At 59.6% G+C, this 22009-nt stretch carries 18 protein-coding genes; 1 reads left to right on the top strand and 17 read right to left on the bottom strand.

The genetic code is table 11. The features are described from left to right. Positions 1–30: 30 nt before the first annotated feature. The 11 genes from DHB74_RS01475 to DHB74_RS01525 all read right to left on the bottom strand — a co-directional run bounded on the left by DHB74_RS01475 (position 31) and on the right by DHB74_RS01525 (position 11843). Entirely contained in the window at positions 31–1449 is a 1419-nt protein-coding gene (locus DHB74_RS01475; RefSeq protein ID WP_499160622.1) for a sigma-54-dependent transcriptional regulator, read from the bottom strand. Beyond that, on the bottom strand, positions 1446–2636 hold the full coding sequence (locus tag DHB74_RS01480; protein WP_499160623.1) for a sensor histidine kinase: 1191 nt from the start codon (positions 2634–2636) through the stop codon (positions 1446–1448). The genes DHB74_RS01475 and DHB74_RS01480 overlap by 4 nt, the downstream gene beginning before the upstream one ends. 109 nt (positions 2637–2745) lie before the next feature. Continuing rightward, positions 2746–4227: a sigma-54 dependent transcriptional regulator gene (locus tag DHB74_RS01485; protein WP_499160624.1), complete on the bottom strand. Its 1482-nt coding sequence runs from the start codon at positions 4225–4227 to the stop codon at positions 2746–2748. Between the two features lie 233 nt (positions 4228–4460). Next, entirely contained in the window at positions 4461–4757 is a 297-nt protein-coding gene (locus DHB74_RS01490) for a flagellar protein FliT (protein ID WP_036988792.1), read from the bottom strand. 19 nt (positions 4758–4776) lie between these two features. Beyond that, positions 4777–5157: a flagellar export chaperone FliS gene (gene fliS / locus DHB74_RS01495; RefSeq protein WP_074778088.1), complete on the bottom strand. Its 381-nt coding sequence runs from the start codon at positions 5155–5157 to the stop codon at positions 4777–4779. Between the two features lie 227 nt (positions 5158–5384). After that, complete coding sequence (gene fliS / locus DHB74_RS01500; protein ID WP_499160625.1) at positions 5385–5753, bottom strand: flagellar export chaperone FliS; 369 nt, start codon at positions 5751–5753, stop codon at positions 5385–5387. A gap of 2 nt (positions 5754–5755) precedes the next feature. Beyond that, complete coding sequence (fliD, locus tag DHB74_RS01505; RefSeq protein WP_499160626.1) at positions 5756–7225, bottom strand: flagellar filament capping protein FliD; 1470 nt, start codon at positions 7223–7225, stop codon at positions 5756–5758. Positions 7226–7382: 157 nt separating this feature from the next. Beyond that, the gene (locus DHB74_RS01510) at positions 7383–7742 is read right to left on the bottom strand and encodes a flagellar protein FlaG (RefSeq protein ID WP_499160627.1); all 360 of its coding nucleotides are present in this window, start codon (positions 7740–7742) and stop codon (positions 7383–7385) included. A gap of 73 nt (positions 7743–7815) precedes the next feature. Beyond that, a complete protein-coding gene (locus tag DHB74_RS01515; protein WP_499160628.1) occupies positions 7816–9276 on the bottom strand; it encodes a flagellin in 1461 nt (486 codons plus the stop codon). An 879-nt stretch (positions 9277–10155) separates the two neighbouring features. Then, positions 10156–10938 carry a 2-keto-4-pentenoate hydratase gene (locus DHB74_RS01520; protein WP_499160629.1) on the bottom strand — a complete coding sequence of 261 codons (783 nt, stop codon included), beginning with the start codon at positions 10936–10938 and terminating at the stop codon, positions 10156–10158. Further along, positions 10935–11843, bottom strand: coding sequence for a TauD/TfdA dioxygenase family protein (locus DHB74_RS01525; RefSeq protein WP_499160630.1), 909 nt, complete (start codon positions 11841–11843; stop codon positions 10935–10937). The genes DHB74_RS01520 and DHB74_RS01525 overlap by 4 nt, the downstream gene beginning before the upstream one ends. Before the next feature lie 110 nt (positions 11844–11953). Between DHB74_RS01525 and DHB74_RS01530 the strand changes: the two genes are divergently transcribed. Then, positions 11954–12988 carry an AraC family transcriptional regulator gene (locus tag DHB74_RS01530; protein WP_499160631.1) on the top strand — a complete coding sequence of 345 codons (1035 nt, stop codon included), beginning with the start codon at positions 11954–11956 and terminating at the stop codon, positions 12986–12988. An 11-nt stretch (positions 12989–12999) separates the two neighbouring features. On the opposite strand, the gene DHB74_RS01535 is transcribed toward DHB74_RS01530, so the two are convergent. The 6 genes from DHB74_RS01535 to mpl form a co-directional block, all read right to left on the bottom strand. After that, positions 13000–14241, bottom strand: coding sequence for an NAD(P)/FAD-dependent oxidoreductase (locus tag DHB74_RS01535; protein ID WP_499160632.1), 1242 nt, complete (start codon positions 14239–14241; stop codon positions 13000–13002). A gap of 161 nt (positions 14242–14402) precedes the next feature. Further along, positions 14403–15107, bottom strand: coding sequence for an SDR family oxidoreductase (locus DHB74_RS01540; RefSeq protein WP_499160633.1), 705 nt, complete (start codon positions 15105–15107; stop codon positions 14403–14405). A 173-nt stretch (positions 15108–15280) separates the two neighbouring features. Beyond that, positions 15281–17464 (bottom strand): sulfatase-like hydrolase/transferase, encoded by a 2184-nt coding sequence (locus DHB74_RS01545; protein WP_499160634.1) that lies wholly within the window; start codon positions 17462–17464, stop codon positions 15281–15283. A 30-nt stretch (positions 17465–17494) separates the two neighbouring features. Next, a complete protein-coding gene (locus tag DHB74_RS01550) occupies positions 17495–19741 on the bottom strand; it encodes a tetratricopeptide repeat protein (protein ID WP_499160635.1) in 2247 nt (748 codons plus the stop codon). A gap of 186 nt (positions 19742–19927) precedes the next feature. After that, complete coding sequence (locus tag DHB74_RS01555; protein ID WP_036988753.1) at positions 19928–20533, bottom strand: flavin prenyltransferase UbiX; 606 nt, start codon at positions 20531–20533, stop codon at positions 19928–19930. Beyond that, positions 20526–21887: a UDP-N-acetylmuramate:L-alanyl-gamma-D-glutamyl-meso-diaminopimelate ligase gene (gene mpl, locus DHB74_RS01560; protein ID WP_036988751.1), complete on the bottom strand. Its 1362-nt coding sequence runs from the start codon at positions 21885–21887 to the stop codon at positions 20526–20528. The genes DHB74_RS01555 and mpl overlap by 8 nt, the downstream gene beginning before the upstream one ends. Between the last annotated feature and the right edge of the window lie 122 nt (positions 21888–22009).

The following is a 22009-nucleotide window of genomic DNA, read 5'->3' on the forward strand; positions in this document are numbered from 1 at the left end:
GTGCCAAATTAAGCCTGCCGCGACAAGCCGCTATCCGACAAACACCTTCCCTTCCACATCCAGCCCCGCATCCCGCATTTGCGCCAACTTATATCGCAGCGTCCGTGGGCTGATACCCAGCCGCTCCGCCGTCTCTTTACGCCGACCGCGCTCTGCGCGCAGAGTGTCGATGATCAGCTGAAACTCGCGCTGCTTCACGTCATGTCCCAACCCGGCACCGGCTACCGGGCTAGCCGGCACGGCGTACAGCTGACTGGGCGCCGGCAGCGGCGCAACCAGAGGCATTGCCATATCGGCTGGCATGATCGCGCTACCGGGCGCAGTGGCCAGACACAGGTCCTGCGCCCGAATCAGTCCACCCTGCTGCAAGATCAGCGCGCGTTGCACGGCATTATCCAGCTCCCGCACGTTACCCGGCCAGGCATGCTGCTGCAGTGCCTGACAGGCATCCGGCGCAAAGCGGACCGGGCTCTGATTCATCTTGCCGATATGCTTGGCCAGCAACCGCTCGGCGATCGGCAGAATATCCGCTGGCCGGCCACGCAATGGTTGCCACTGCAGCGGGAAGACACCGAGCCGGTAGTACAGATCCTCACGGAACCGGCCAGCAGCCACCTCGGCCGGCATGTCGCGGTTGGTAGTGGCAATAATGCGGATATCCAGCTGGATCAACTTGCGCCCACCAACCCGCTCGACCTCCCGTTCCTGCAGCACGCGCAACAGCTTGGCCTGCAATGCCAACGGCATCTCGGAAATCTCGTCCAGCAACAGGGTACCGCCATTGGCTTGTTCGAACTTGCCCGGCGCTGCCGCCACGGCGCCGGTAAAGGCACCCTTCTCATGACCGAACAGCGTTGCTTCAAGCATGTTCTCCGGAATCGCCGCGCAGTTGATGGCGATATACGGCTGGCTGGCACGGGGCGACTGCTGGTGAATATAGCGCGCCAACACCTCTTTGCCGGTCCCCGACTCGCCGGAAATCAACACAGTTGAGTCACTGGCAGCTACCCGCTGTGCCAGCTGCAGCAATTGCTGGCTGGCCGGATCGGCCGCCACGGGTCCATCATCCGCGCCAACTTGCAGCCGCCCCTGGGCATGCTGCGCTATCAAGCCCAGGAGCGCCGAGGGCTCGAAGGGTTTGACCAGGTAGTCCACCGCACCCATGCGCATGGCCTCCACTGCATTCTGCACCGTGCCATAGGCGGTCATCAGCAGCACCGGCAATTGCGGATGCCGCTCGCGCAATACTTGCAGCAGGGCGTGACCGTCCATGCCCGGCATGTTCACATCGCTGATGACCATCGCCACCGTGTGCCGCTGTAGCAATGCCAGCGCCTGCTCGCCATCGGCAGCCTCCAGATAATCGTAACCGCCCAAGAGCAGGGTATCGGCAAGTGCTTCGCGCAGTGCCCGGTCGTCTTCCACCAACAGAATGCGTGGTCCGGTCATGCTGGCTGGCCTCCGAATGATTGCACCGGCACGACCAGCTCCGCCCAGGTGCCCTGCCCGGCTCGACTCCGCAGCAGGAAAGCCCCGCCATGGGCGTGGGCTACTGATTTCACTACCGATACTCCCAACCCGGTGCCCTGGGACCGGGTGGTATAGAAAGGCTCACCGATTTTCGCCAGTTCCGCCGCCGTCATCCCACGCCCGGCGTCCACTACACTCAGACTCAACCGCCCTTCCTGCAGGCGTTGGCAGACCTTCAGCCGCGCGGCGGGTGCGCCGGCCTGTATGGCGTTGTCGATCAGATTGAGCGCCGCACCGATCAAGGTTTCCCGGTTACATTGCAGCTGCACGCCCGCCGGGCAATGGTCCTCCCACCGGCAATTCGCTGCGGACTCCTCGATCAGCGTCTCGGCCTGTTGCTGCAGGCTGGCAAAGAGGTCGCTCGCGCTCACCAGATCGGTCAGCGGCAGATCACCCTTGGCAAACAACAGCATGTCCCGCACTTGCTGCTCGATGGTTTGCAGGCGATCTTTGAGCCGCTGGCTGAAGCGCTGGCGGTGCGTGACCGAGAGTTCCGGCTGGTGCAGATGGCTGGCATATAGCAGCGCGGTGGACAGAGGTGTGCGGATCTGATGCGCCAGCGAGGCGACCATCCGCCCCAAAGCGGACAGCCGCTCGTTGCGCGCCAGTTGGGATTGCAGACGACGGGTTTCGGTCAGATCGGTCAGCAGGATGATCTGCCCCGGCTCACCGCGCAGGGAGCGCGTTGCCAGTGACACGCGACGACCGCTACGCAGAGATACTTCATGGTAGTCATCATCACGGGGGGCAAAGCGATCGCGGATCAGTTCGCGCCAGAGCTGACCTTCGAGGGGCTCGCCGAGCAAGTCGCGGGCCACCGGGTTGGCTTCACGCACCACACCACGGCCGTCCAGTACGATGACGCCACCGGGCAATAGGTCCAGGAGGTTCTGCAGACGGCCGGCCAGGCAGGCTTTCTCGGCCAACTCGCGGGTGCGCTGGGCATTGACCTCGAGCAGTTGCGCCTGCAACTGCTCAACCTGCTGTTCGAGCAGCCCATGCGACTCGCGCAACTGATCGGACATCCGGCTGAACAGACCGTAAGCCTGTTCCAGATTTTCCTTTTCCTGCGTGTCCTGCGGCAGATTTGGAGCAGTGGCAACCATCACAATCCCCTGATAAAAACACTACTCAAGGGACTCAAGCAAGGGCTGTGCCATTAAAAATAATTAGCTATAAATCAATAGGTTGGGCTATATACAACTGATTATACCGTCAGGCTTCTGACGCTTCCTTGTCGCCACTGCCATCACCATCACGCTGCATACCGTACTTACGCATCTTCTCCACCAAAGTGGTCCGGCGAATACGCAACCGCTCCGCCGCCCGCGCAACGACATAATTGGCTTCGTCCAGCGCCTGTTGAATCAGCGACTGCTCCAGACCAGCCAGATGGTCCTTCAGATCGAGGCCCTCAGGAGGCAAGCCCGCCGGATTGTCCAGCGATGGTGCGCCGGGCTGCCAGACGTTTTCTTCCCCCTCCTTGTGCAGTTGACGCAGGTCGTCATGGTCGTCTTCAACATAACGGAACTTACGCGGCAACTCGCCGACTCCGATCACCCCATGGGGATGCATGATTGCCATACGCTCGACCAGGTTGGCCAACTCCCGCACGTTGCCCGGCCAGGGATGCTGACACAGGGACATGATGGCCGCGCTGCTGAAACGAATGGAGCCACGCCGTTCCTTTTCCAGCCGGGTGATCAGCTCATTGAGCAGCAACGGCAGATCCTCGATACGCTCGCGCAGGGGCGGCATCTCGATGGGGAAAACGTGTAGACGGTAGTACAGATCCTCGCGGAAGGTGCCGTCGATGATCATCTGTTCCAGATTCTTGTGCGTGGCGGCAATCACCCGCACATCCGCCTTCTGCGGCTTGTTGCTGCCCACCCGCTCGAAGGTGCGTTCCTGTAATACCCGCAGCAGTTTGACCTGCATGCTCATTGGCATGTCGCCGATTTCATCCAGGAACAGAGTACCGCCAGCAGCCAGTTCAAAACGCCCAGCGCGGCTGGTAATCGCCCCGGTGAAGGCGCCCTTTTCATGGCCGAACAACTCGCTTTCCAGCAGCTCCGCGGGAATCGCCCCGCAGTTGACCGGTACGAACGGGGCATCTTTGCGCTGGGAATGGTAATGCAGATTGCGCGCCACCACTTCCTTGCCGGTGCCCGAATCGCCGAGAATCAGCACCGTGGCCTCGGTATCGGCCACCTGCTTCATCATCTGCCGCACGGCCTGAATCGGCCGACTGGTGCCTACCAGACTGCGAAACAGGTTCGGCTCGCGTTGGCGCTTGCGTTGCCCGTCGTCGAAGACCTCACGATAGACCTGTGCCCGATGCAGGGTATCCAATAACTGGTTATAGCTGAGTGGCGGCTCCAACACACTCAACAGGCGCTGGCGCAGCTGTTCCGGCCAGTTGGTTATACGTTCGCGGCCCAGCATCACCACCGGCAAGTGGGCATCCCACTTATCGAGCTGGCTGATCAGCGCATCCGTCCCCACCGGATGCTCGCACTGGCCCACGATCACGCATTTGACCGCCGCAGCAGAGGACAGTTGCGTGGCGACTTCTTCCTGCCACGCAGCCGAATTGGCGGACAGTGTATCTTCCCCGAGAAATCCGAGAATCAGATTGAGATCATGGCGGCTTCGCGGACAATCATCGATCAGCAGGATATGGCTATTGAGCTGCATGAGAGGCAGGAGGTCCTTTTTCCAGTTACACGCACAAAGCAATGGCATAGAGCCATAACTGCGGGTACAGAAGTAAAGGTAGAGGGATTGAAGGTACGAGTCAAATACTTGGCGCACTTTTATGGTGCTACTGATCGGATAGATGATCTATGACAATCATCACCCCTATCATCATCCTCGGCGCAAGCCGAGGATCCAGCCTACCGACCAACTATTAAGTGGGAGAGCGAAACTCAGCTGAACATCTGATAAACCTTGGCGCCTTGCCGGCTGCGCTGCACGCCCTGCAGCTCCTCGGCCAGCTTGCCCTGCACCGCCTGGCATAGACCAATCACCTCGCGATAGGTCTCGGACAGCGAACTCAGCAATTCGGCCAACGCCACTTCATCCCGGTCCGGCTGGGCCATGGCCTGCTGCACCTGCTCGCGGCACAGCCGATCAAGCTCGCCCACTTGCTGCCAATCTCCCGCCTGCACTGCAGTGATCAGCGCCTTGTGGGTTTCCTGCAATTGTTCAACGGCAACGGCCATGACTAATCTCCCGGGTGGCTCAGGACTGGCGAATGCCATCCCAACCCTCTTTGATCTCACGCAACAGTTTGGCGACGTCCTCCAGCATGGCCGGATCGTTCTTCAGGTTCGCCTGGCTCAGCCGCTGTTGCATGAAGGCATAGAGATTATCCAGATTTGCTGCTATTTCGCCACCTTTCTCGGTGTCGACTGCATCACGCAAACCACCAATAATACCCATCGCCTTGCCGATCAGCTCACCCTTCAATCCGATATTGCCATACTCCATCGCCCCCTTCGCCTGCGCAATCCGCTGCAGCCCGCCTTCCAGCAGCATCTGGATCAGCCGATGCGGATCAGCCTCGGTCACCTGAGCGTGGACGTTGACGGTCTGATACTGTTTCATTGCGTAGGCATTCATATGACAAGCTTCCTGAAGATGTGTTGCACATAATTCAGTTATCGGCAGCGGATGGGAAACTTGAGGAGAAAGTGAAAGGAGTTCCCCAGCCGAGCACCCGCTCGACGACGACCGGCAGCCACAACCAAACCCTGGCACACAACGAGCGCAGCCTGAACGACTCTACCCCAGAAACAACAAACCCCGGCGCACCGGGGTTTGTCATTGGTAAGGACTACATAACTAGCCTACTTCGGCTCAATCGCGTCCCAACCTTCCTTGAGTTCTTCCAGCAGCTGCTGCACTTCATCCAGCGAACGCGGCGTATCGTCCAACGCCACGCCTGCCAGCTTGCGGGTCATGTAGTCGTAGAGGCCATCCAGGTTCTCGGCGATCTCACCGCCCAGATCCTTGTCCAGCGAAGCCTGTAACGCGCCGATAATGCTGATGGTGCTGCTCACCGCTGTACCGCGCCGCTCCGGGTTGCCGGTCGCCTGGGCGTGACGAGCGAGCTTCAGGCGCTCGATTGCACCACCCAGCAATAATTGCACTGCGCGGTACTGGGACACTTCCTGCGCCAGGTTGACCTGCTTGTAGGTATCGATAGGGTTTTTCATGGTTATTTCTTGTGCTGGTTGACGACGCCGGGCAGGCTGTCGAGTTGGGCGGTCAGGAAAGAGCTGGTGCTGTTCATTTGTGAAATCAGCGCATCCATGGCGTTGAATTGGGCGAACAGGCGCGTTTCCATCTTGCTCAGCCGCATGGCCAGCGTTTCCCGCTGATCATCAACACCGCCGGGACCGGTGAGAGTGTTCTGCAGAGCCTTGGTGCGGTTATCCAGAATGCCGCCGCTTTCGGTGAAGGGCTTGACCCTTTCTTCCAACCGTCCCATCAAGCCCTGCTCACCAGTAAAGAAGCTGCTGACCTGCTCCAGATTGTTATCCAGTGCCTTGTCCAGCTTGTCATTGTCCAGCTTCAGCTTGCCGTCGCGCTCGGTGCTGATGCCCAGATCTGCCAGGATGCGTATGCCCTCGCCGCTGGCCGGTGATCCCAACTCGCTGCGCATGGCGTTCATGAAGGAGCGTACCGATGAATCACCCACCAGAGCGGCTGTGAGGGGTTCAGAATCTCCATCGGCGATTGGCGTCACATTGGTCAGCGCATTGACGCTGTCGAGCATCTTGTTATAAGCGTCGACAAACTCGGTAATGGATTTCTTGACGCCGGCCTGGTCCACTGCCACGCCGAGATTGACGGTTTCGGCATTATCCAGCGCTTCCTGCGACTGCGCCGCCTTGAGAGTCAGTGTCACACCCTCGATGGCATCTTCAACGGTATTGCTGGAATTGCTCAGGTTGATACCGTCAATGGCGAAATTCGCATCACGGGAATAGCTGATTACTCGGGCGGCGCGGGGGTTGTCAGCATCCACCGGGGTCGGCTGAAAGTCTGCGTCAGTGCCAGACGGCGGCGCAAATGCCAGCGCGCCCAACTCACCAGTTGCGTCCGACACCGCCACGCTGATGTCATTGTCGGTACCCGATGCCGTTGAACTCAGCACCAATCGGGCACCGCCCTCACCGCTCGGGTCATTGACGATGGTCGCGCTCAGCCCCATCTCCTTGCCGGCCGCGTTGATCGCATCGCGGATACCGGTCAGGCTGTTGTTACCCTCGCCCACGTCGATATCCAGTGATTCGTCGCCGACATTGATAGTCAGGGTACCGGTACCCAGCGCATCGCTGGCGTTGTCGAACCCGGCCAGCGCGACCTTGCTGGTCTGCGCCAGGTTGAACACCTGCACGTTGTAATTGCCGGCAACCGCCTTGGAGTCGGCGGTGATACTGACAATGCCAGCTGCGCTGGAAGTGGCACTGCGCTTCTCGAACAGAGAGGCATCATTCAGCTTGCCGAGGGCATCCTGGAAGGTCGACAAGGCACTGCGAAATTGCCCCAGTGCCGAGACCTTGGAGGTGGTAGATTTTTCCAGTCGATCAAGTTGGGCGGTCTTTGGCGCAGCCTCTGCATTGAGCAGTGCCTTGACCATGCCGTTAACATCCATACCTGAGCCGATACCGGTAATTGCCATAATCCTACCCTCTACGACCGTTTATTGACGGTTCGCCGCTGAATAATGAAACCTCACACACCTAAGCAGAAATCATGCCAGCATTCCACAGGTCAGGCCGGCGAGGACGCATACCAGGGTTTTGCGGGGCAAGCCCGCTCCTACAGCTTCGCCGCTGTCAGACCTCGCCACTGAACAATACACTGCGAATCTCTGACAAGTTCTCCGCCAGCCGCAACGCTTCCTCTGAAGGCATCTGGCGGATAACATCCCCCGTGCTCGCCTCGGTCACTTTCACCACCATGCGGCCGCTGTCATCATCCACCTGGAACTGGATATTGCGTCCGGCCGCCTGTACATAGTCCTGCATATCCGCCACCGCCGTCAGCACCTGCTCACGATCCGGTTCGGCCATGCTGTCATTCTTCCGCGCCTCGGTCACCGGTTGGGCGACAGCCGCGGTTGTTATCTCGTTCGTTCTGGCAGCAGGCGCGACAGCCCCTACCCCAGCCCTGTTGTTGAGCGATCCCATATCCATGGTTTTTCCTCCACACAGGACAAAACGGGAGAAGAGTCGCCCCTTCCCCCGCCAGTGATACCGCTAACTCTCCTTAGCCCAGCAGGCTGAGGACTGCTTGCGGCAGTTGGTTAGCCTGAGCCAGCATCGCAGTACCGGCCTGCTGCATGATCTGGTTCTTGGCCAGGTTGGCAGACTCGGCAGCGTAGTCGGTATCCATGATACGACCGCGAGCGTTGGAGGCGTTCTCACTGATGTTCTGCAAGTTGCTGATAGTCGACTCGAAGCGGTTCTGAACGGCACCCAGGTCGGCGCGGGTGCTGTCTACCGAGGCGATGGCGTCGTCAAGGGCCTGGATGGCCAGCTGGGCGTTGTCGGCAGAGAGGATGTCCAGGCTGTCGATGGTGTGGGTGTTAGGCTCAGCCAAAACTGGGCCGGTAACTGTCTCCTCCGTAGCAGTTGCCGCATCAAGGCCAAGTTCGGCACCAGCCGCTCCGCCCGAGCTAATGGTAAAGGTAGTCTCGGACGTTAAGTCGATGCCACCAGCAGCATTCGCAGAGGCGGTTACGCCAGTCGTGTCACTCTCCTCATTTATCTTGCCGATAACAGCAGCCAGATTGTCACCGGTTGCAAGAGCGATAGGAGCGCCGCCTCCAATAGTAAGTGTTGCAGCATCAGTGAGCGTAGTAAACGCAGCCCCCTCAGCTCGATGCACAGTGCTGGCGGCTTCACCACTCGCTTCAGCTAAACCAAGCGCAGTCAGACCACCTGCCGGAATCAGCTCACCAGCAGCATCAGTTTTAGTTCCATCCTCTACATTGAAATTATCGAGAGACGACAGATCGATACCCGTTTCACCCTTGGCAGCTGTTACACCAGTACTGGCGTTATTGATCTTGTCAACAATTTTATCGACAGAATCGCCGGCTTCGAAGTTGATAATAGTGCCGTTCAGCTTGATGCTGGTAGCCTCAGTCAACCCACCGGTTGTCGCATCAAGCCCCGCGACAACACCACCCTCAGCAGCAGCCCGAGTAGAAGTACCAGTCAGCCCCTTAGCACTCATATCCCCAATACTGAAGGACAGAGTTTCACCGGCGTTGGAACCAACCTGGAAGCTCTCACCGGTCAAAGTACCGTTCAGCAGGCTTTTACCACCAAAGGTAGTGGTTTCAGCAATGCGAGTCAGTTCACCTGACAGGTTAGTGAACTCCTGGTTCAGAGCCTTGCGCTCTTCAGCAGAGTTGGAACCGTTGGAAGCCTGCAGAGCCAGGTCACGCATGCGCTGCATGATGTTGGTGGATTCTTGCAGGGCACCTTCAGCGGTCTGTGCCATGGACATACCGTCGTTGGCGTTCTTGACAGCCACGTTCAGACCGTTGATCTGACTGGTCAGACGGTTGGAAATCTGCAGGCCGGCTGCGTCATCCTTTGCGCTGTTGATGCGCGAACCGGAAGACAGACGCTCCAGCGAAGTGGACAGGGCATTGGTAGAACCACTCAGGTTGCGCTGAGCGTTCAGGGAAGCAATGTTGCTGTTTACTGTCAGGGCCATGGGTAATTCTCCAATTAGACCGAAATAATGTTTGCCTGAGCTTGCGACTCATGTGCCCATCACCTCAGGCAACCATAGTGTTCGCATTCAGTTTCTGTATCGGCGTGCTGGCGAAGAGCTTTAATCATTTTTCAAAAAACTTTCGCGGTGCCTTGACAGGCTGGGAAGCAGCTGTCGCCAATGTAGGGGTTATCGGGCGAGACGGAGAAAGCTTTAGGGTGATTGCAGGGATCAGCTACATTCCCCAGCTGGCAAATAGCACGGGACGATGCGTAGCCTCTGCTCGACCAACCACCTTTCCCGGGATTGATCTTCAGGTCTGATAAAGGGGGGGCCATCCAGAAGGTTTGGCTAGCGCTCGCCAGGCTGGCAAACGAGTGCCATCGATACCATCCGAAATACCTGCACCTGCTTGATGAGTATCCAGCCATAAAGCTCAAAGGGGAGCTTTCGCTCCCCTTAATGGTGTTCTTGTTGTTCTTGAGCTTTTCTTGTTCTTTTGAGCCGGTGGCATTGCCACCCTGAAACCCATCCCGGGTTGCTTAAAGCAAGCGGATTGTTTTGAATGCGCAGGAAAGTTGTTCCCCATTCTCCAAAAAAATCAGTTTGCTGCACTCGCACGTTTTGTTCTTGTTATGTGTGGAGCTGAATCTTGTTTTTGTTATTGAGTTTTGCGCTTAGCGTTATTATTTTTATTGTGATCAAATACAAAGCAGATAGCGTGCCACCTTTAACATTCCGTTTAAAATCAATAAGTTACTAAAAATCAGCAATACCGAGGCCAGTCCCGCATGGGGCAAGTGATACCTTTCAACCCGCTTGAGTGTTACCGCTTACGCGAGCGGTAGCAGAAAAAGGGCCAGGTACGCTTTCCCGGGCTCAGACTACGGCGCAACCAAGCCTGCCCAGGTAACCCATTTCCAGCTCCAACCGGTCGCCGGCCTGAATCGGTACCATTGGCCCCAGTGAACCGGACAGGAGGATTTCTCCGGCCTGTACCGGGTTGCCGTCACGCGCGCGTTCTTGCACCAGCCAGCGACAGGCGTTCCAAGGGCTACCCATGCATTGGCTGGCATTGCCCTCGGCTATTGGCTTGCCGTGATTGGTCAGGGTGGCGCTCAGTTCTGCCAGCGCTAGGGGATCAGCTGGGTGGTACTGTTCTCCCAACATGAAGCCGCCCGATGACAGGTTGTCAGCGACCGCCTCGAACAACGAACGAGGGCCGCCTTGATAGGCCGAGTCACAGATTTCCAGCGCGACCGTTACGCCGGTGATCGCTTGCTGCAGGGCCGCATCAGTTATTCCCGGATCATCGATGGCAGCGGAAAACAGGAATGCCACTTCCATCTCGAGCTTGGGCAGCAGAAACTGACTGATGTCTAGCGTGCCGCCACTGATCTGCCAGCCGCTAAGCAGTATCGCAATCAACGGGCTATCCAAGCCCAGCGCTGCTTGCATGCGCGTATCGGTCAACCCGAGCTTGCTGCCGGCAATGGTCTGCCCACCGGCCAGATAGCGGGTTATCAGGTATTCACTTACTCGTTGCGCCTGATCCAGCGTCGCCAACGGATAGCGCTCGGCTAACCCGACACCGGGCTGACGTTGCCGCCGGGCCAGGTAGAGCTCATCAGCGAGAGCGTTTGGCTGGAAGTCCTCGCTCATGGCTGATCCGCCTGTTCCGGCGCCTCGCCGACGACGGTGCTACGGAACATTTCCCGGCGTGCCCCATGATAGTCCGACAATGGCAAGTGCCAGGTGCAGCGGTTGTCCCAGATCGCCAGGGTGCCTGGTGCCCAGCGCATACGGCAGGTGAAAGTCGCGGCCGAGGCCACCGAGAACAGGTAGTCGAGTATCGGCCGAGACTCCTCGGGTTTCATGCCCTCGATACCGAGGGTGTAGGCTGGGTTGGCGAACAGGACGCTGCGGCCGGTTTCCGGGTGTTTGGTTACCAGGGGATGGGAGCGCACCTCATCGTCCACCGACTCGCCGTAGAGTATGTTCATGTTTTCCAGGCCCGCATTGTGTCGGCTGTTGGGGCCATAGGCGGCCTCCGGGCTATGAACGCCACGCAGGCTGTGCAGCATCTTTTTCATCGCCGGAGACAGCCACTCGTAGGCCAGATACATATTGGCATACAGGGTGTCGCCACCACTGGCCGGCACATCATGGCCATAGAGCAAGGTGAAGGCCGGCGGGCGTTCCTGGAAGGTCCAGTCGGTATGCCAGGCACCGCCGAAGATGACCGGCGAGCCTTCACTTGCCTCCTTGACCACGTGGACGAGATTCGGGTGATCAGCCATGGTTCTGACGTAAGGCTCCTTGCCGAATTCGCCAAAGCGCTGGGTCACCGCCTCGAACTGGCCGAGACTCAGCTGTTGGTCCCGGATAAACAGAACCTGGTGATCCATCAATGCCTGGCGCAGTTCTGCCTGGCCTTCTTCTGACAGCTGGTTGAGGTCGATACCCGTCACATCGGCGCCCAGTGAACCAGCCACTGGCGTTGCGGTGAAATGGTGATGATCCCGGGCTGGATTGTTGGCAGCAGTGGTATAGAAGAACTCAGGCATGGCGGCGCTCTCTTGTTGGGTTTTGACTACAGTGCTGGATGCTGCCGCAGCAAACCATGATAATCACTGCCATCCCATGACTTTTACTGCCATCCTGCCGGGAGCATCATATGGATTGGCGACAGCAGCGCGACAATACCAATATCAACTACCTGTTACAGGTAGCAGCAACCGCTGGCATATCCGCCGATGCCTGTCTGGCAAATACCGGTTTGCAGCGGCAACGACTGGCTGAAGGCAATGGATACCAGCTGTGGCAGGAATTGGCTGCCATTCGCAATCTGGTAGCGCTCCGGCCAGACCCCGGCCTCGGGATGCAGATGGGGGATTGCTACCACCTGACCTGCCTGGGGCTGCTGGGCTATGCCATGTTATCCAGCCCCAATCTCTGGGAAGCAATCCGGATCAGCAGCCGTTTTCGCTCATTGTCGCTGGCGATCTGCCCGGTCACGCTTTCGCTCTGCGAAGAGGGAGTGTGGATGTCTCTGGATAGCAGCGTGCTACCCCAGGATGCTCGCGACCTGGTGGTCGGGCGTGGGCTGACAGCCTGGCTGCGGCTATTCAGCGAATTGCTGCAGCGTCCCTTCATGCCTCTGCAGATATCCTTGTCTGGGGCGGAGCCAGTGCTGGCAGATCGTTACCGCGACTATTTCAGTTGCCCTATTCTACTCGAGCAACCCCATGACGGCATGCTGATCGCCCGACAGGATCTGGACAGCCCGCTGCCCCTTGCCAACGCCCAGACCCAGCGCAGCTGCGCGCTGCTATGCGAACGCCTTTGTGACGGGCTGGCTGATATACAGGGCACGCTGGCACGGCAGGTACTGCAGCAATTGATGAGTCATTCCGGCAAACCATGCCGTGCCGACGAGATCGCCGCCCGGCTGGGCATGTCAGAGCGCACCCTGCATCGCCGGTTGGCGGATGAGAAACAGCCGTTTCGCATATTGCATGACCGGGTCAAACGCAATCTGGCGGAACGGCTGCTGCGTGACAGCATGCTGGGACTGGAAAGCATCGCGCAACAGCTGGGATATGCCGAGGCCGCCAGTTTTTCACGGGCTTTCAAGCGCTGGAATGGGGTATCCCCGGACCAGTGGCGTCGTCTTCAGGACGACGACAGCATGGCCCGAGCACTTACATAAGGGCAGACACGTCAGAAACGATCCACCGCAAACGGCGTCATATCAATCGCTGGCGTTTCCCCATCCATCATCTGCGCCAGCAATTCGCCGGTCGCCGGGCCGAGGGTGAAGCCCTGGTGACCATGCCCGAAGGCCAGCCACAGGCCGTCTTTGCCCGGTGCCGGGCCGATGACCGGTTTCATGTCCGGCATACAGGGACGGGCGCCTTTCCAGGGCTCGGCGTCGCGGCGTTTGCCAAGGGGAAAAAGATTGCGCGCGGCGCGTTCGGCCGCAGCGAGTTGTTTGTATTTGGGCGGTGCGTTCAGGTCGGCGAGTTCGGCGCCCGTGGTCAGGCGAATACCGGCGCGCATGGGCTCAAGCAGGAAACCACGTTCAGCGTCCATGACCCAGTGATTGAGGGTGGCGCCCTGCTCGGTCGAGTAATGCATGTGATAGCCACGTTTGACGAACAGCGGAACCTTGATGTCCAGCTGCGTCAGCAGGTCGCTCGACCAGGGGCCGAGGGCAACCACTACCTGGTCGGCTTCGAGTGCACCTTCGCTGGTGGTCACGTGCCAGCCGCTGCCTTCCCGGGCAACACCTTCAACACTGGCCTGCATCAGGCGCCCGCCCTGCTCGACGAAGCTGCGGGCATAGGCTTGTACCAGAGCGCCCGGGTCCGACACCATCCACGGCTGGGTCCAGTGAATGGCTCCCACCAGTTCCCTGGCAAGATGCGGTTCCGTTGCCTGCAACTGTTCAGCATTGAGCACTTCGTATTCCACGCCGAAACGCTCACGGTCTTCGCGTGCCTTCGCTATTCGCTCATCCAGCGCGCCCTGGGTGCGGTACAACTCCAGCCAGCCACCTTTGCGGATCAGATCTTCGGCGCCGGCGGCTTCGATCATGGGAGCATGAGCATCCTGGCAACGCATGATCAGTGAAGCCCACTCCTTGACGATACGTTCATAGCGCGACCCGCCGGAGTTGTGCCAATACTGCAACAGGGGAACGGCAGCGCTGACCATGCCGGTGGGCCGGTAACGGATGTCCACTTCACGGTTGGGCAATACACGCAACAGAGTGCCTAAATCCCGCGGGAAGGCGTAGGGGCGCACGGCCTCGCGCTGGATGATGCCGGCATTGCCGAAGGAAGTTTCACGGCCCGGCTCACGGCGATCTATCAGCGTGACGTTGTGGCCGCGACGGGCAAGGTGCCAGGCAACGGAAACGCCGACCATACCGGCGCCAAGGACGAGGGTGTTACGCGACATGAAGAACTCCTGGCTGTAGGACAAGGGGTGCTGGTGCTATGGGAGAGAGTCTAGCAAGGGTTTGGGTGGGTTGGGTCCTGAGGAGATGTGGACGAGCTGGTGCTCGTCCCTCCCAGGAGAAGCCCAAGGTCGGGGCTCGATAAGGGCGATCTATGCTTGCCTTACCAGGGATGCAGTTCGCCATTCCATTTGAAGAAGCTGCCGCTGCTCTCCAGTGTCAGGTTATCCGCTACGGACTGGATGCCACTGGCGCTTTCCTGGGGTGTGATGTCGGCGTTGGGGCCGCCCATGTCGGTCTGGACGTAGCCGGGATGCACCGTGGCGATGCTGACGCCCTTGTCCTTGAGGTCGATGGCCATGCTCAACATCAGCCGGTTGACCGCCGCCTTGGTGGCGCCGTAGACATACATCCCGCCGTAGGGCCAGGTGGAGGCAGCGATCTGGCTGCTGACGGTCAGTGCCTTGCCCTTGGCCGCGATGAGGTTGGGCAGCAGCGCTTGTACCAGTCGAAATGGGCCGATGGTCATGACTTCAAACGCCTCGCGCCAGGCGGCGAAATCCTCATCAGTGAACGGGGCCTGCGTCAAACTGTCGGTTCGGCCGCCGATAATGCCGGCGACGTTCAGCAAAACATCGACAGAAGTATTGCCCAGGGCCTGGGTGATGTTGTCGATCGATTGGCCGTCGGCCATATCAACCGGATGCAACGTCAGTTTGCCGGCAGCGCTGCTGGCGATCTGCTTGAGCTCGGTTGCCCGGTCCGGATCGCGGCAGAGTGCGTAGACGCGGTCGCCGCGGGCCACATAGTTTCTGACCAGAGCGAGTCCGATACCACGGTTGGCACCGGTAATGACGATATTGGCCATTGCCTGTTCTCCTTGATGAAAAGGGATGAGTGACGATGCCAGAGTCTGACCAAAGTAGCCAGACTGAGCATGCTGCAACAAGCAGGGCAGAGCCTTTCGCCCTGCCCTGCTTGCACAGCTTTGCCTCCCGGCCCCGATCGAATCACACCGGGGCACCGGTTATCGCCTTGTTACTACGGGCAATCGCCCAGATTGGCCTGGATGATGGCCAGATCCTGCCCATCGGTCAGGCCGTCATGGTTGAAGTCGTACATGCTGGACTTGCCCCACTCCGCACTGAGCTGCTGATAGTTGTCGATATCAGTCTGATCGACCACACCATCACCATTGCCATCGCCCGGACAGGCTTTGTGCGAGCTCAGCAACAGATCGAGTTGGTATTCCAGCTCTTCGAAGTTTTCCCGCTCGATGGCCGTTAGCGAACCTTCCAGGAGATCTGTTCCGTCGGCATCCAGAGTGGCTTGCGGCGCCGCCTGGTCGATACGGTAGAACTCCTCGGTTGCTATCCTCTTGCTTCCATCCGTGAGGGGGTCGTAGTCCAGCCCCAGGTTGCGCACCAGCTTGAACTCATCATTGCGCATGGCCATGTACTCGGTGGCTGCCATATCGATCTTGTTCTGCTCATAGTCGGCAGGGCTGTCTTCATGGATTGCCTGGTTGACCTGCCAGCAGTGTTCCACCTCCTTGAGAACGCCATCCACTCCAACGTCAGCCTCCGCCCCCCACCAGATCCCGCCGTTGTCTCCGCAAACGGATTTGGTGGTGGGTGTGTGGGAGCAGAGCGCGCCGTTGAACACGCAGGGCCCGTTCACACCATCATTGGCCTGGATATTCAGCCCGCCATGGGCGAAGTTGAGCTCGCGCACACTGCCTTGGCTCGGGTTACTCAGGTAGGAGAACATTTCCTCGGCATCATTGCCCTGGGGGGCTACCTCGGCCAGATCTACCCCTGCTACGTCCGCAAACAACTGGAACAGGTCAACGGCGTTAACCATGTGCTCCACGTTGCGGCTGGGTTGCTCGACCATGGGCCCGGACACCACCAGCGGCACCCACACACCGGTCTGGTACGCGGTACCCTTGGCGCGCTGCGGGTCGAAGCCTTCCTTGACTGTAAGCGGAAAGGAGCCGTTGTCGCCAACCACAACCACCATGACGTCAGTAGCTTGCGGATCATAGTTCAGGCTGCCGTCATTGGCTCGGGTGGCGATACCGGTTTCCACCAGCAGGCGTCCCAGCTCGGTGTCCAGTGATTCAATCATCGTGTCGGTGATGTTCTTCTGATTGAGTGGTGCACCGGCCGTACAGTCAGCGCTCAGAATCTGCGTAGCACCGGAGGGCACCAGAGCGGCGGGAGCATGCTGCAGCGGAGTGTGCGCCGAGCTGAAACTCACGGTGGCCATCCATGGGGTATCGTCACTGCGCGTGTTGATCCAGTCGATAGCCGAATCGACCTCGATAGTTGCACGATAGCCTCTGGAACGAGGATCAGCGAGGCTGACCTCCTCCACCTCGCCATCCCAGTTGATCAGCAGCGGGGAGACATAGTGGCCGTTTTCCTGATCGAACTTCACATAGCTTGGCTGCCCATCCTGACAGGTGGCATGCGGCACCAATACCCCGCCTTGAGTCAGGCACTGCAAACCGGCCGGCTCACCGAAGCTGTTGACACCGGCGATGTCGCTACAGCTGGCATTGCCACCTGGACTGGGCACGAAGCAGGCTCCCCCGTAAGCACCGCCCGGATCGTCTGCACCGGGCACGAAGCCGCAGGAATAATCACCTTCGTCACCGACACCGCCGGCAGTGGTATCGATCGAACCCGGCAGTCCACCCCACCCATAGAAGTATTCCCAGCCCAGGGCGGCAGGTGCACTGTTCTCGGCCGGGTTGTTCTCCGGACCGCCCAAATGAAACTTGCCGAACATGCCACTCTCATAACCGGCGGTGGCCAGTACTTTGGCAATGGTCATGTCCCAGGGTGAGACATGGGAATTGGACAGATCACTTGGCCCGATGGCCTGCAGCACATCGGTGCGCATCGGATAGAGGCCAGTCATGAAGGTCGACCGGCTCGGTGAGCATTCAGGCATGGCCCAGGCATTACGGAAACGTATGCCGCTGTCGGCAATGGCGTCGATGGACGGCACCGCTGGCGGCTTGTTACCGCCATAGCCGAAGGATTCCATCTGGTCGATACCGACGTCATCCATGATGACGAACAGGATATTCGGCGGCTGATCGGCTGCCGGTGGATCATTGGATGATGAAGAGCTGCTGTCACTGTCGAGCCAACAGGACGCCAGCGACATCGAAGCAACCAGCAACGCACCTTGACGTAAAAGTCTGAACTGCATGGCATATCCCTCTCTTGCTTTTTTTATCGGTCAGAGGCCCGACTGTCGCAGCAGCGGGTCACCGGGGTTTTGTGCAGCCAGCTCCGTCAACAGCGAGTCTGCCTCCACTTGATTACCTGCGGAACGCAGATAACTGATCAAGGCTTGCCGGGCTCTGCGATTGGTCGGCTGCGCCTGCACCTGGCTGCGCAACAGCTCCAGCGCGGCGTCTACCTGGCCATTGCCATGCAGGGCGACGGCCAATACATAGCCGTACTCGGCCTGCTCCGGTGCCAGTTCATGGGCACGTTGCAGGGCCCGCAACGCTTGCCCATATTCGCCCTGGCGCACCAGCGCCAAGCCATAGGCATGCTGCAGAGAGGGGTCCTGGGGATACTGTTCGGTGCCTTCACGCAGCAGGCTCATCCCGGCTGCGGGGTCGCCGGCGGCTTGCTCGTGCCATTGCGCCAGCATGATCCGTGCGGGATGGAAGGTCGGATCCTGGCGCAGCGCCTGCTGCAGCGCTGGCTCAACCTCCGCCAGGCGCCCGGTCAGTTGATAGACGCCAGCCAGATTGAACTGAGATTCGGCCCGTTCGAGCATGCTGCGCTGGCTCTGCTCGTATTCGCTGATCAGTTGCCGCAGCACCTGTGGCTCCACGTTGGACTCGGCAGCCAATTGCAATAACTGCCAGGCGGCCTCCAACCGGACCGCCCGCACCGGGTCATCCAGCAGGCTGGTCAACAATCTGATCTGCTCGTTTGGCGCGACCAACGAGCCGAGCAGCCCAGCGGCGGTGTGGCGCACCTGCGGGGAGGATGAACTCAACGCCTCGACCACGGCACGCTGGGCAGCGGCTGATGGATAGTGGGGCAGCTCGCTGAGCAGAGTGGCACGGCGGACATCCGCCAGATCGGTGCGCTCCAGTTGCCGCGTCAGAGCCTGCGCGGCGCCCTTCCTCCCTTGCCGGACCGCATGCAGATCCCGGGCGTAACTACCATCTCGGGGCTGGGCATCGGCGTACCACTGCTCAAAGGCTGCGACGATCTGATCTTCGGCTTGCTGATGGCAGCCGAGGCAGGCGTCGGAATGCTCCAACTGGCGCGCCTGCTGTGGATTTGGCGAAGTGAAGCTGTGGTCATGGCGCAGGTCATTGGTCATGTACAGTTTGCCGGGCATATGGCAACTGACGCACTGGCTACCCTGCGACCCGACAGCATGGTGGTGATGGGATGGATGATCGTAGTTCTTTGCCTGCAACCCGCTGGCGTCGATTCCGGCCCGGGTCGCCTTGCCGGTCGGGTTATGGCACTGGGTGCAGACGGCATTGGCCGGCGCCCGCAGTTCGGCGCTGTGGGGGTTGTGGCAATCCGAACAGACTACCCCAGCGGCGTGCATACGGCTTTGCTGAAAGGAGCCATACTCGAACACTTCATCCTTGATCTTGCCGTCAACCTCATAGAGGTCGGCGCTGAGGATCACCGGCAGGTAATCATCCAGCAGTTGATTGCCGTGGGCGTAGCCATTGTCCAGCGGCATGCGGCGGCTATGGCAGCGGGCGCAGGTTTCAGGCTCGCTGACGGTGCCCATCAGGTTCGCCTCGAAGCCCTTCGCAGTCGCAGCTCTATTTTCACTTTCCGCCCATTGCAGATGACCCGAAGCCGGGCCATGGCAACTCTGGCACCCCACACCCTCCGCCTGCCACTGGCTGGAATAGGTATTGGCTACCGGGTCGTAATCGCGCTGAAAGCCGGTGGTGTGGCATTCGACACACATGAAGTCGGCGTTCTGCTGCGCCCCACTCCAGTGCAACCGGTGCTGATGGTCCACGGCCTCGCCATCGTACAGATGAAACCAGCGCTGCTCTGGCACATCCCAGGCAGCGCCATGGGACTGCAAGCTGCCATCGGTCAGTTGCAGGAGATATTGCTGTAACGGCTCCAAGCCAAAGGTATAGGCCACCTGATAGTCAGCTGGTTTGCCATCAGCGCCTGGGGTGTTTATCCAGAAACCACCGTCACGGCGGAAAAAGCGGCTGGTTTCAGCATCGCTGGTCAAGGATTGCTGGTCGAAGTTGCCCAGCACAGTGTCTTCAGTGGCCGGTTGCATGGCCAATTGATGATGAGAATTCAGCCAGTCGGTAGTCTGCTCGGCATGGCAACTCTGGCAACTGGCCTCATCCACCCATTCCTGAGCTGCCGGCAAGGCGGCAGACGGCGATCCATCGAGAGCCGGAGCTAACTCCGCAGGACCAAATAGAATAAAAGGTGCCAGCAGCCACAGACGTCTTCTGATCATGGCTCATCAAAACTCTTTGTTGTTATTCGGCATCGTGACTAATGCAGGGGAGGCTCTGAAAAGGACTGCAATTCACGCAGTCCCGCCTCGTCTTGGGAAGGAGTCTAGCCCATAACTTCCCTGCCACCAAGCAGAATTAGAGTTTTTACTCCACGAACAGAATAACGTCTGATTTCCTTTCCCGCGTTACTCCCCCCAGCGCTTGAGCAATGTCTGCTCGATACCCAGCTGATTGAGTATCCGCGCCACCACAAAATCGACCAGATCATCGATGGACTGTGGCTGGTGGTAGAAGCCAGGGCTGGCTGGAAGGATCACCGCACCCATCCGGCTCAGCGTGAGCATGTTCTCCAGGTGGATGGTCGAATACGGACTTTCACGGGGGACCAGAATCAGCTGCCGGCGCTCCTTGAGGGCAACGTCGGCAGCACGTTCGATCAGGTTGTTGCTGGCACCGGTCGCGATCGCCGACAGGGTCCCGGTGCTGCACGGACAGACGACCATGGCCGAGGGGGCGCCGGAGCCGGAGGCGACAGGCGACATCCAATCCTGCTTTCCGTAAACGCGGATCTGCCCCGGCTTGGCCTGATAACGCTCGGTAAGAAACTGCTCCAGCGCCTGGGGCTTGGGCGGCAGTTGCAGCTCGGTTTCGGTGGCGACCACCAGTTGCGCGGCCTGGGAGATCAGGAACAACACCTGCACCTCAGCCTGCACCAGGCATTCCAATAACCGCAGGGCATATTGCGCGCCGGACGCGCCGGTCACCGCCAGGGTAACGCGCCGCTCAGCCATGTCTGATCTCCAGTGCGCGCTTCATCTTCTGGTGGATACCACCGAAGCCGCCATTGCTCATGATGACAATACGGGTGCCCGGCGCAGCCCTGGTTACCACCTGATCGATAATGGCATCAATATCCGTTGCGACCTGGGCCGGTACCGGGCTTTGCTCGACTACCGAATCCAGCGACCAGTCCAGCCCAGCCGGCTGATACCAGATCACTTCGCTGGCGCCCCGCACACTGGCCGGCAAGGCAGCCATGTGGCTGCCCAGACGCATGGTGTTGGAGCGTGGCTCGATTACCGCGATAAGTTGCTGCTCACCGATCTGCGCACGCAACCCAGCCAGGGTGGTGGCAATCGCGGTGGGATGATGGGCGAAATCGTCATACAGGATGATATCGTTGATTTCGATGAGTTTTTCCATCCGCCGCTTGGGGCTGGCGAAGCCGGCCAATGCGGCGATACCCTGCTGCGGCGTGACGCCGACATGCCGCGCTGCGGCCAAGGCGGTCAGCGCGTTGGCGACGCTATGCGCGCCGGTCTGGCTCCACTCGGCCACGCCCTGCAGCTCACCGTCCAGCCAGACTTCAAAACGCGAACCATCCTCGGCCAGCAGACGCGCCTGCCAGTTGCCACCCTCCCCGGTGGTCTGACAGGGCGTCCAGCAACCCATGTCGATAACCCGCTGCAGCGCCGATTCCTGTTGCGGATAGATGATCAGGCCACTGGCGGGCACGGTGCGGACCAGATGGTGGAACTGACGTTCGATCGCCGCCAGGTCCGGGAAAATGTCGGCGTGATCGTATTCCAGGTTGTTGAGAATAGCGGTGCGCGGGCGGTAGTGGACGAACTTGGAGCGCTTGTCGAAAAAGGCGCTGTCGTATTCATCGGCCTCGACCACGAAGAACGGCGTGTCGCCCAGCCGCGCAGAGATGCCGAAGTTCTGCGGCACGCCGCCAATCAGGAAGCCCGGCGCCATGCCGGCGTCTTCCAGGAGCCAGGCCAGCAGGCTGGAGGTGGTGGTCTTGCCATGGGTGCCAGCCACGGCCAGTACCCAACGATCCTGAAGCACGTGCCGCGCCAGCCATTCGGGCCCGGAGACGTAGGGTATGCCCTTATCCAGTACATGCTCCACCGCGGGGTTACCGCGGGACAGGGCGTTACCGATGATCACCAGGTCCGGAGCGGGGTCCAGATGTTCCGGCGAATAGCCTTCCATCAACTGAATGCCCTGGGCTTCAAGCTGGGTACTCATTGGCGGATAGACGTTGGCATCGGAACCACTGACCTGGTGCCCCAGGTCCCGCGCCAGCAGCGCCAGCGAACCCATGAAGGTACCGCAGATACCAAGAATGTGCAGATGCATCAGCCAACCCTGTAATCAATCCGTCAAGGGGCCGATACTACCATGCAGCTGGGTAGGTCCCAACGGCTTCCCCCTTTCGTCTTCCGGACAGCCAACCATGCAAAGCATCGCTCATTCAGCTA

The sequence above is a fragment of the Pseudomonas sp. G11-1 genome, from assembly GCF_024031555.1.
GTDB classification, from domain to species: domain Bacteria; phylum Pseudomonadota; class Gammaproteobacteria; order Pseudomonadales; family Pseudomonadaceae; genus Halopseudomonas; species Halopseudomonas bauzanensis.

Excerpts from the sequence above, each read along its gene's own strand:
- DHB74_RS01475 (WP_499160622.1), bottom strand. The coding sequence starts at position 1,449 with ATGACCGGACCACGCATTCTGTTGGTGGAAGACGACCGGGCACTGCGC.
- DHB74_RS01480 (WP_499160623.1), bottom strand. The coding sequence starts at position 2,636 with ATGGTTGCCACTGCTCCAAATCTGCCGCAGGACACGCAGGAAAAGGAA.
- DHB74_RS01485 (WP_499160624.1), bottom strand. The coding sequence starts at position 4,227 with ATGCAGCTCAATAGCCATATCCTGCTGATCGATGATTGTCCGCGAAGC.
- DHB74_RS01490 (WP_036988792.1), bottom strand. The coding sequence starts at position 4,757 with ATGGCCGTTGCCGTTGAACAATTGCAGGAAACCCACAAGGCGCTGATC.
- fliS (WP_074778088.1), bottom strand. The coding sequence starts at position 5,157 with ATGAATGCCTACGCAATGAAACAGTATCAGACCGTCAACGTCCACGCT.
- fliS (WP_499160625.1), bottom strand. The coding sequence starts at position 5,753 with ATGAAAAACCCTATCGATACCTACAAGCAGGTCAACCTGGCGCAGGAA.
- fliD (WP_499160626.1), bottom strand. The coding sequence starts at position 7,225 with ATGGCAATTACCGGTATCGGCTCAGGTATGGATGTTAACGGCATGGTC.
- DHB74_RS01510 (WP_499160627.1), bottom strand. The coding sequence starts at position 7,742 with ATGGATATGGGATCGCTCAACAACAGGGCTGGGGTAGGGGCTGTCGCG.
- DHB74_RS01515 (WP_499160628.1), bottom strand. The coding sequence starts at position 9,276 with ATGGCCCTGACAGTAAACAGCAACATTGCTTCCCTGAACGCTCAGCGC.
- DHB74_RS01520 (WP_499160629.1), bottom strand. The coding sequence starts at position 10,938 with ATGAGCGAGGACTTCCAGCCAAACGCTCTCGCTGATGAGCTCTACCTG.
- DHB74_RS01525 (WP_499160630.1), bottom strand. The coding sequence starts at position 11,843 with ATGCCTGAGTTCTTCTATACCACTGCTGCCAACAATCCAGCCCGGGAT.
- DHB74_RS01530 (WP_499160631.1), top strand. The coding sequence starts at position 11,954 with ATGGATTGGCGACAGCAGCGCGACAATACCAATATCAACTACCTGTTA.
- DHB74_RS01535 (WP_499160632.1), bottom strand. The coding sequence starts at position 14,241 with ATGTCGCGTAACACCCTCGTCCTTGGCGCCGGTATGGTCGGCGTTTCC.
- DHB74_RS01540 (WP_499160633.1), bottom strand. The coding sequence starts at position 15,107 with ATGGCCAATATCGTCATTACCGGTGCCAACCGTGGTATCGGACTCGCT.
- DHB74_RS01545 (WP_499160634.1), bottom strand. The coding sequence starts at position 17,464 with ATGCAGTTCAGACTTTTACGTCAAGGTGCGTTGCTGGTTGCTTCGATG.
- DHB74_RS01550 (WP_499160635.1), bottom strand. The coding sequence starts at position 19,741 with ATGATCAGAAGACGTCTGTGGCTGCTGGCACCTTTTATTCTATTTGGT.
- DHB74_RS01555 (WP_036988753.1), bottom strand. The coding sequence starts at position 20,533 with ATGGCTGAGCGGCGCGTTACCCTGGCGGTGACCGGCGCGTCCGGCGCG.
- mpl (WP_036988751.1), bottom strand. The coding sequence starts at position 21,887 with ATGCATCTGCACATTCTTGGTATCTGCGGTACCTTCATGGGTTCGCTG.